General features: G+C 46.7%; 5 protein-coding genes. 1 reads left to right on the top strand and 4 read right to left on the bottom strand.

Annotated elements, in window-relative coordinates; genetic code table 11:
• The 3 genes from VIP81_RS26200 to VIP81_RS26190 form a co-directional block, all read right to left on the bottom strand.
• On the bottom strand, positions 1–1,334 hold a 1,334-nt coding region (locus tag VIP81_RS26200; RefSeq protein ID WP_331968207.1), incomplete at its 3' end, for an ATP-binding protein.
• A 177-nt stretch (positions 1,335–1,511) separates the two neighbouring features.
• Positions 1,512–3,794 carry a WG repeat-containing protein gene (locus VIP81_RS26195; RefSeq protein WP_331968204.1) on the bottom strand — a complete coding sequence of 761 codons (2,283 nt, stop codon included), beginning with the start codon at positions 3,792–3,794 and terminating at the stop codon, positions 1,512–1,514.
• A gap of 13 nt (positions 3,795–3,807) precedes the next feature.
• Positions 3,808–6,111, bottom strand: coding sequence for a WG repeat-containing protein (locus VIP81_RS26190; protein ID WP_331968201.1), 2,304 nt, complete (start codon positions 6,109–6,111; stop codon positions 3,808–3,810).
• 368 nt (positions 6,112–6,479) lie between these two features.
• On the opposite strand from VIP81_RS26190, the gene pafA reads away from it, so the two are divergent.
• On the top strand, positions 6,480–8,120 hold the full coding sequence (gene pafA / locus VIP81_RS26185; RefSeq protein ID WP_331968198.1) for an alkaline phosphatase PafA: 1,641 nt from the start codon (positions 6,480–6,482) through the stop codon (positions 8,118–8,120).
• A 124-nt stretch (positions 8,121–8,244) separates the two neighbouring features.
• On the opposite strand, the gene VIP81_RS26180 is transcribed toward pafA, so the two are convergent.
• A partial coding sequence (locus tag VIP81_RS26180; protein ID WP_331968195.1) for a phosphocholine-specific phospholipase C occupies positions 8,245–10,649 on the bottom strand: 2,405 nt, incomplete at its 5' end.

The following is a 10,649-nucleotide window of genomic DNA, read 5'->3' as shown; positions in this document are numbered from 1 at the left end:
GGCACGTGTTTCATAATCTCCTGATAAATCTCTTTTTCCCGGAAAGGCTTCAGCAGCCAGCCATTGAAGCCTACGCGTATGAAGGCCGCTTTATCTTCCGCGGTGATATTGGCGGTTAATGCCAGCCCAGGTACGGCGGCTTTTACCGGATCTTTATCGCGGCGGATTTGTTCCATCACTTCTATACCGGTCAAACCGGGCATATGCAGGTCGAGCAATACCAGGTCGTAGTTATACTGGTTGAAAAGTTCCATGGCACCGATACCATCGGTGGCCATATCGAAGCGGCATTTCCAGCGGGTCAGTATTAATTTCAGCAGCAGCAGGTTCATCTCCTGATCGTCGGCAATGAGCACATAACGCCCTTCCATAAACGAACCAGTCATCTCGTGGATGTCTTTCTGGCTGTTGGTCATCATCAGCGGCACCGAAATTTTTTCATAAGGGATCTCACAAGTAAAGCTGGCGCCTTTATGCAGCTCGCTGTTCACCGTAATTTCACCGCCCTGTAAATTGACCAGCCGTTTGGTGATAGCCAGTCCCAGGCCGGTGCCTTTAGTATCGCTCGGTGAGTTCCCTGCCTGGAAGAAGCGTTCAAACAAATGTTGCTGGGCTTCTGCGCTGATCCCCTCACCCGTATCGGTGACGGTGAAACTGAACAGCGACTTTGCATCATCCTGGTTACTGAGTGTAGCCGTTACCGTAATACTGCCCTTATCTGTGTACTTCACGGCATTGCTGATAAGATTGATCAGGATTTGTTTGAGGCGGAAAATATCCCCTTTCACCTGTCCGTTTTTATCGCCTTCAAAGCTCACCTGGAATTCGAGGTTTTTCTTTACCGCCTGTATCCGCATGATGTCTACTACTTCGTTATATACCTGGTATAATACAAAAGGCTGTGGGGTAAATGAGATATAGTCGTTTTCCAGTTTTGAAAAATCGAACACATCGTTCACTACCTGTACAAGCATAGTGGTAGCGGCTTCTATAGACAACACCATTCTCTTTTGTTCAGGACTCAGCGATGTATATCCGAGTTGTTCCGCAAAGCCGGCAACGGAGGTTAGCGGGGTGCGCATTTCATGGCTCATATTATTCAGGAAGTCGGTGCGCGCTTTAGCTTGTTCTTCTGCCAGTTGTTTCGCGAGATAAATCTGCTGATTTTTTCGCCATATTACAATGGCTGCCGCAACCACCAGCAGGATCGCCAACAGCACAGCGCTGACGGCGGCGCCTGGCCGATGCACGTGAAACCCTGAAAAAAGCAATACCACCAACAACGAAAAAACGAGTGTCAGCGACACGACAAACAATAAAAGGGACTTACGCATATGGTCACAGCGGTTTCCGGGTAACGAACTACCTGCATTTATACGACGGCAACTGCGGGAGGATGGTACATTCCTTGTGCAAACTCAATGAAAACGTCTATATACTATTCTGTGATTAAAAATAACAAATCCCCGGCGAAATAAATCAGTAGTGATCATATTTTCGGGCAGGTTTATCTACAATGCAGGAATACCGTAAGTTTCAGCAGGTGAAAATGTGGTGACTTCCGTAATTTTTAACGGCAATAGTTGTCCATCTTCTCCCAGATACTGGTATTCTTGTCCTTTTCTGCACAGCAACGGGAACGAATATACTACGCTGCTGGCGCCATAGCCCGGATTTTCCGCCAACACCACATCATCGAATGCCAGCGTACTGATGGGTTGCCCGGCATTGTTCAGGACGGTAAACTTCCGCCCTTTTTGTACCAGGAATCCATGGCCATTTCTTTCAGACAGCACCCTGTCATAGATCGGTGGTACCAGGATAGCTCCACTGCCGGAAGCCAGTCCCTGCCGGTAGTCGCCATGCTCGTCTTTTTTGGCGAGCAGCAGGTAAGTGGTATCCTCCGTGCTTTCCCTTCCATATGCTTCTACATCGTATTCCAGTGGGACGATCAGTTTACCGGTACTATCTGCGTAACCGAACATCCGTTGATCGTTTACCAACCGGATAATATTATTCTTTAAGTACGTCACTTTTTCGTAGCTAACGGGAACGACTATATGTCCACGGGTGTCCACAATACCGGTATTGTCTCCTTTGGTAACGATCAATTTATCTGATGGTACGCCCACACTTACATAGTCGTAATTCAGTGGCGTCTTTTGCCGGCTATCACTGTTAAAGATGCTATACTGCGGTTTCCCGCCCTGATCAGTTGTCAGCAGGTACTGATGCTGTCCGAGCTCCTGCACAGTGCTGTAAACCACTGGCAATATCACCGCGCCTTTATGATCGTATAGTCCTCGTAAATAATTTTCATTCGTATGCTTTGTTACCAGCAGCAGGGTGCTATCGCTTTCTAACAGGTCTATACTGTTAAAGGCAGGTGGTAAGAGCATCCGTTTATTTTTGCTGTCGTACAGTCCCGCATTGCCCTGCTGTTTTACTAAAATCAGGTGGTCGGACAACGCCGCATAGTCCTGATACAACATGGGTAATACCTGTTCCCCGCTTACATCGTACAATCCTTTTTTCTCCTGATAACTTACTTCCAGCAAGCCATGCAGGGGTGATTCCGAATCGGTGCGATCTATTTCAAAAAAGGCGGGCGCCACTGTTTTTTTGTTCAATGGATTGTAGAAACCATACAGGGCTTTTTGTTTCAGTATAAACAGCGGTGTGGCTGTTTCCGCACTGAAAGTGCTGCCCATAGCGGTGATTTCTGTATAATCTTTAGGCAATAACTTTTTGCCGGTGGTGTCCAGCAAATTGTAGCTCCCGTTTACCGGTACAATAAAACAATCTGCATAACAGGTGATGTTACCGTCATATGCCGGCGGGATGATAATTTTGCCATCTTCCCGGATCACACCGGTTCTTTTATTTTTAGTGATGGTGAGAAACGGCCCTGCGTCCGGTTCCCCTTCCTGGCTTTCTATTTCATCATACACAAAATCTGCCACGATCGTACCATCTTCACCGATCAAACCATAGTGCCCGTTCTTCTTTGCCTTTAGCAAACTGTTGCCGATCAGTTCCATATTGGTGTACTCCGGGGCCAGGTATTCTTTGTTCGTGCCCATATTGAGTACTACTTCTGCGCCTTTCTTTTTAAAGCACAGCACCCAATTGTCGCTGCGCATGAAGGCGTGTTCATGTTCGTATGCAAAAGGCAGCAGTACTTTATTGTTGAAGTCCACCACACCCCATTGGCCGTTTTGCTGTGCAAAAACATATCCGCCTTTGGCGCCGCAGCCACCGCAGTAATCGAAGGCTTCGTATATGGCGGGTATCACCAGTTTATTTTTTGGCACGCTGAACACGCCCCATTTACCATTTGTTTTTACATCAAAATGATCCTCATCGAGGATGCCGGCCTCCTGGAATTGCAGGGGCAGCAATAATTTGCCGTGTGTGTCTGCATACCCGATTTTATCGCCCTGATGCAGCTCCAGGTAGGTTTTCCATCTCAGGTCAATGGTATCGTATACCGGCTGCAGCACCCAGTTTCCCTGATCATTTACTACGCCCATTTTACCATTGCGACGCACCAGTGTCATGGTTTCTTTGTCGTCGATCAACTGATGGTTACTACTCTTGTCTGCGTTGCTGTCTACCGGATGATACATGGCGATGGCTTCATCAAAAGCATTTTCACCTTTGGTATTGATAAACCAGCTTTTGTTGTTGGCTTCGATGCGGGCAAAGCCCCTTACAAAAACAGATCCCTTTTGTGCGATCACCGCAGGTGCTGCCAGCAATAAGCTGCCAGCCAGTAACCATCTTATCATCATATGCCAGGGCATTTTAATCATTGTAACTTTTCTTTTTCTCTGAGCGATAAGGCAATGGCTGCCCGTTTTTATCCAGGTAGAAATACCATTTTCCTTCTTTCACCAGCAAAGGAAAAATATTATCATCATTCTCGTTCATCTCCAATTCCTCATAGATAGCAGGGATGATCATTTTGCCGTTCATATCAGCGATCCCCATTTTCCCGGCTTTGGTTACCCGGAAAAGTTTCGCCCTTTCCTGGTAATAGATTTCATCAAATACCACGGGCAAAATTTCTTTTCGGGTGGCATCTGCCATGCCGTATAGTTTGCCGGTGTATAGCTTATAGTAAGGGATACTATATTCTTTATCTATGCGCTCGTATTTGACGGGCAAGAGCATAGCCCCGTCTTTTTTAATCAATCCTTTTAGTTCCCCCTTCTTTACCATCAGGATGCCATCTTCCAGCCGGGTAATATCATCCATGGAAATGGGCAGGATCACTTGTTGTTGCCGGTTAATAATGCCATACACCGTATGCTGCGGAGCCAGGTCTTTTCCAGCCAGGGCCAGCCCTTCGCTGAAGTCACCCACGAAGCTGTAGCCATCAAATACCACTTCTTTCCCGGCGCTATCTACAAATACGTTGTCGCGGGGATCGCCCCATATTTTCAGCAAGCCGTTGTTGTATTGCGCATGACCGCTCCTTAGACTGTCGGGCATCAGGGTCCGGGAATACCTGTCTTCCTTAAATTCCCAACGGGGATTGGTATATAATATATTACCGGCAAGGTCCGAGAGTTCACATATGCTCCTGCCATCATTCGCATAGCGTGTTTCCACAATGCGGTTGGTATCTACTGCAGTATAAAACCCATATTGCTGTCCTCCCCTGATAATTTTGCCGGTCTTTGTAGCTAACAAAGTCGTATCTCCACTTCTCAGGTAAAGGATTGCCGGGTTTTGCCACTGCATCCAGTCGTATTTGGGTGGCAGCACCTCTTTACCGGTGCTGGTATTAAACAAGCCAAGATGGTTACCATTTATAACAGGCAGATAATTTCCTTTATCTGCACCTGCTCCATCGTCCTGGTAAAAATAATGGTCGCTGTAGCCCAAACGGATTTCGTCATATGTTGGAGGAAAGATGATTTTCCCCTGTAGGTCCAGGAGGCCACTTTTGTTATTTTTAATTACTTCCAGGTAAGGCGTATCGTGGTAAAAGCTGATGGCGATGTGCTCATATTCAAAAGGCAGTAATTGTTTTCCTGCCTGATCAAACAAGCTGGTATAGCGGCCCTGGGTGACCATGAAATAAGCGGGACCATCGATCGTTCTACCATAGCTATCTATCACCGATCCTCCATACAGCTCCTCCCCCTTTGCATTCAGGGCCTTAATGGCGTCGTATTGGGGTGGAATAATTTCTTTACCAGATTCATTGATCACGCCGCATTTATTGCCCATAAACACGATCATGGTGTTGACCATGGGCTCCGTCTTCGTATACTGCAACGGCTGTACGAAATTACCTGCCGTATCCACGATACCGGCTTTTCCTTTACTCGTCACTCCAAAAAGGTTTGCAGACGGGCCACGGCCGCATTGATCATAGATAGCTGGCGTTATTTGTTTACCGGTTTTATCCATGATGCCACTTTTGCCGTTGATGGTATAGCCAAAATATGCGCTGCCTTCATAGCCGAGGTACTCAAAAGAAGTATAGTCCGGCGCTGCAATGATGCTGCCGTCTTCCGCTGCCAGTCCTACTTTGCCGGCCTGTGTTATCTGTACCGCATGCTCCAATGCATAACTTTTCTCTACTTCCTGGTATTTGGGAGATTGCAACACCTTGCCTGTTTTTATATCCAGCCATCCCCACGCGTCTTCTTTTTTAAATTTTATCAAATGGGGAGTCAGGCTACCTACTTCCTTGTAAAGAGGGGGACAAAGGACATTGCCCAATGTATCTACTGCACCATATTTCCCGTTGAGGCGGATGATCAGGAAGCAGTAGTTTTTTTCGGGAAACGTTTTGTCCTGTTCATCCTCGAGTGTGACTTCATCATATTTAAATGGGGCAATTACTTTACCGGCATTATTAATAGCACCGTAGGCATTATGTTTTATGCCTACTACGGTATTATAATAACCGTTGTTTTCCAATTTATCAATGAGTACTGCGCCGGAAGAATGCAGCAACTGTTTTTGCTGGCGGATCTTCACGGGGGCCAGTGTGCCTTCAAACCTGCCGAGATAGTCGGCGATGACGGGCTGTTGCGCCAGCACAAGAGCCGCCGGGAACAAAAATGGTAATGTCAATATCAATTGCTTCATCAGGATATGAGCTGTTTTTACGATAGATAGGGTGAATGCTCACCGGGTATTTCTGCTTACAAAGATGCTGTTCTTCCCCGGTAATCTCAAAATTTGGGAAGCTACATCGCATATACAGGCATATCTACAAAACAACTACAACCCGACAAAATCCCTTATGGTGGCCGGTTTATAAACCAAACAACATTGGCAGGATATCGTGGAAGGCATGGCCGGATCCCTACCCTTTTTAATAACATATGAGAAAAACCGTTAACAGTAGTTAACACACGCTCGTGTAAAAGTGGCTGGCATTTATTATTTTTTTCATTACGTTTGTCGATTCCCGTTTTGGGGTGTGAACCAAAAAAAATGAAAAAATCTTCATTATGAATGGAATGACAAAATCAATGGCTACCGCTATTCTGGGGGCATTCACAGCGCTTCAGGGTTTAACGGCAGTCGCCCAAACCAATGAAAAACCCAAGTTGATTGTGGGTATTGTAGTGGATCAGATGCGTTGGGATTACCTGTATCGTTATTACGACCGTTATGAAACCGGAGGATTCAAACGCTTACTGGGCGATGGATTTTCCTGCGAGAACACATTTATCAGTCACCTTCCATCATTCACCGCTGTAGGACACAGCACCATATATACCGGTAGCGTACCTGCCATTCACGGCATCACCGGTAATGACTGGCCAGACCAGGTTACCGGAAGAAAATGGTATTGCACAGAAGATACCACCGTACAACCGGTAGGCAGTACCAGTTCCGCTGGCAAAATGTCGCCGCGTAACCTGCTGGCATCTACCATTACAGATGAGCTGAGATTTGCGACGAACTTTCGTTCCAAGGTAGTAGGCGTATCATTAAAAGACCGCGCCTCTATTCTTCCTGCAGGGCATACTCCTAATGGGGCTTTCTGGCTGGACGATAGTAATGGCAGCTTTATTACCAGTACTTATTATATGAATGAACTGCCTGCCTGGGTAAAAAGCTTCAACGACCGTAAAGAGCCGCAGCAGCTGATGTCTAAGCCATGGGAAACATTGTATCCTATTGGTACTTATACCCAGAGCAGTGAAGATAACGTAGCCTGGGAAGGTACTTTCCCGGGAGAAAAAGCACCTGTATTTCCGCATCAGCTGAAAGACGTGTATAAAAAAGACCCGGGCAACCTGCGGTCTACTCCTTCCGGTAATACGCTGACACTGGATTTCGCCAAAGCTGCCGTAGAAGGTTACGACCTGGGTAACGGCGCTGCCACCGACTTCCTGACGATCAACTGCGCTTCTACTGATTACGTTGGACATAAATATGGTCCTAACTCTATTGAAGTAGAAGACACCTATCTGCGTCTGGACAAAGACTTATCATCTTTCTTCACCTACCTGGATCAAAAAGTAGGTAAAGGCAATTACCTCGTATTCCTGACAGCCGATCATGGTGCTGCGCATGCGGTTAAATTTATGCAGGAACACAATTTGCCTGCTGGTCTGGTAGAGGGCAGGAAACTGATTTCCGGTCTGGATAGCACGCTGAATAAGCGTTTTGGCGCGGGCAAACTGGTTACTTCTTTCATGAACTACCACGTAAGCTACGATAAGGCGAAGATAGCCGCGGCTAAACTGGATTACGATGCGGTGAAAAAAGCTACCATCGAATATTTCGAAGCACAACCAGGTATACAGTTTGCGGCGGATCTGGACAACATCGGCGCTAACCCGCTGCCAGAGCCTCTCAATACTATGGCCATTAATGGTTACAACCGTAAACGTACCGGTTCTGTGATCGTGATTCCTGAGCCAGGATGGTTTGAAGGGTCTACAAAAGGTACCACCCATGGTAACTGGAATCCGTTCGATATTCATATTCCACTGGTATTTATGGGATGGCATGTAAAACATGGCGCTACCAATGAAACCGTGCATATGACAGATATTGCCGCCACACTGGCTGCCATGCTGCATATACAGATGCCTAGCGGATGCGTAGGTAAACCAGTGCAGCAAATGCTCCAGTAAGCAGAAAGGATAAAGCAGAAAGCAAAAGCTATTGCAATAAGCGGAAAGCATAAAGCGGAAAGCAAAAAGCTATTGAAGCGATTGATTATTTGCGACAATAGCTTTTTGCTTTCTGCGTTAAGCCTTATGCTCTCCCCATGAACGGGTCCGTGATGCTTTCCGTTCCTGTTTCTACTTTGCCGGCATAACGCTGGCTAAATGTATCAAAGCGGGCTGCATGGACGGTGAAATCATACCAGCCCTGACTTTTCTGCAGTGGCAATATTAAGTCAAGACTCTCTCCTGCCGCTACTTTCCGCTGAATTACCTTTCCATTATATGCGTTGTCGGTGATAGTGAAATCACGGGCTGCACTACCGGTATTGGTTATACGAAATGCGAGGTTGCCGGTGGCTTTCTTTTTCAATTTGCCGGCGCTTTCATAGCTGAGTTGTATATCCAGCTGCGGATGTTGGGGACTACCTTTGAATTCCCTGTAGAAGCCGTTGGGGCCATGCAGGTGCAGGTGATAATGTCCGTTGGCAAAGGCTTTTGCCGGCCACTCATATTGAAGTGTATCTCCGGCGGCTACCGCAAAAGCCCAGCTTCTGCCGGCAGCAGCACTTTCTTCTTTTTTATCCTGATAAGGAAGAGAAGTGTAAGCGGTAAAAGGAGCACCGGAAGCGCTTTCTCCAAAAAGTCCTTTAGCCGCCTGCATTTTCAGCGACAGTTGTTGCTGATCATGTTGCCATTGTGCATCGGCCAATAATTCATAGGTCAATGCACAGGAAGGGCGTGTACCCTTTTCCTGCTGCAGGGACGCCGGTTTGCGATGATTTTTAAATGCGGTCACGTCTTCCGATGATATTTTGCGGAAGCCCGTAGGCACTTCTTTGAAGCGGGCATTGTTGATATTCTCCACTACCCGCTGCTGGTTCAGGAAAATTTGCTTAGCGGGTGTAGTGGTATTAAACGGACTAAAGGCAGCCGTCAAATCACCGCTGATGGTACGTCTCCACTGACTGATATTTTCGGAGTGCAATTGCTTATTCAACTTCTTATTAAAAAATGTTTCGAGGAACTGCAAGGTAGAAGTGTGCTCAAATACATGAGAACAAACTTTGCCACCTCTGCTCCAGGGGGAAGCAATGATCATAGGTACTCTGAAACCCAGTCCTACCGGGGCTTCCCTCGCCTGCTTTTCACTCACACCCTGCTTCAGTTCATGTGCCAGTCTTACCTGTTCTATTTCCGTATCTATGCCGGCAGAACATTTACCCGTACCGGGAATATTGTTATCACAAATGGAAAAAGGGACTACGTGATCAAAATAACCATCGTTTTCATCGTAGGTAACGATGAAAATAGTTTTCTTCCATACTTCCGGGCGTTGGGTAAGGATGTCGAGGATTTCAGACACATACCAGGCGCCGTACCAGGGTGCGCTGGGATGATCAGAAAAATTCTGCGGTCCTGCCAGCCAGGATACATATGGTAGTTTGCCTTCGTTTACATCTGTTCTAAACTGATGTAATACATCTCCGGCAGGTACCGTTATTTCGCGGTCTGTTTGTCCGTCTTTATACGCTACTTTGGTAACGTTTCTGTATTCCGGGTCATTACTATTTACGACAAAGGCGCGTTGATACAATGCCTGTTGCTGTGGCGTCAGTTTCTCATAGCTTTGCTTGTTCCATTGCAGCAGTTCTTTGGTGGCATTATCCAGTACTGCCTGTTTTTTGGAGATGTCGGTACGGATTTTTGCGGCGGCATCTTCAGAGGAAGGACTGGCTTCCTGTAACTTATTGATTTCATCCGGGAGTGTTTCCACCTGTTTCATCAACGCGCTGATATATCGCTCTGAGAATTTCACGTTATAAGCGGCAAAGAACTCGAGCAGGTTGCAGCCGAAGTTGGCGAGCCAGGCGCGTTCTTCGCCTTTAAACCCACCGCCACAGCTAAGTTCGTTCTGATAAAATTTCCAGGAGATCTCATTTTCCTGTAGTAGTTCGGGAAATGTTTTCCAGGGTAATTTTGCGTAACTGTAGTCATCATTACGGATATGTGCTTTGGGGATACCGTTTTCTTCATGCACTATTTTACCGGTCCAGAAAAAGGAGCGGTTAGGTGTAGTGCTGGTCATCGCCGAACAAAAGTTCTGGTCACAAACGGTGAAAGCATCTGCCATCGCGTAGTTGAAAGGCAAATCTTCCCGGGTATAATACCCCATCGTCAACGGCATGGCAGCATATTCTTTGTTGCCGGGGCGTTTTGCTATCAGCCATTTATCGTAGCGGCCTTTATTATATGCATCTACCTGACTGGGCCTGGAATGTGGTAAAGCCCCCATCCACGTGGCTTTGGTGTCTTTAATATTTAGACGAAAAGGTGCATACGTATCGCCGTTTTCATTGGTCTGAAACCATACCGGCTTTTCATCCGGTAACCATACTGCTCTTGGGTCATTAAACCCGCGTACGCCCTGTAATGTTCCAAAACAATGATCAAAAGAGCGGTTCTCCTGCATGAGGATCACAATATGTTCCGCAT

The organism is Chitinophaga sp., from assembly GCF_036566945.1.
GTDB lineage: Bacteria > Bacteroidota > Bacteroidia > Chitinophagales > Chitinophagaceae > Chitinophaga.
This window is presented reverse-complemented; position numbering and strand designations above follow the sequence as displayed.

Excerpts from the sequence above, each read along its gene's own strand:
- VIP81_RS26195 (WP_331968204.1), bottom strand. The coding sequence starts at position 3,794 with ATGATGATAAGATGGTTACTGGCTGGCAGCTTATTGCTGGCAGCACCT.
- VIP81_RS26190 (WP_331968201.1), bottom strand. The coding sequence starts at position 6,111 with ATGAAGCAATTGATATTGACATTACCATTTTTGTTCCCGGCGGCTCTT.
- pafA (WP_331968198.1), top strand. The coding sequence starts at position 6,480 with ATGAATGGAATGACAAAATCAATGGCTACCGCTATTCTGGGGGCATTC.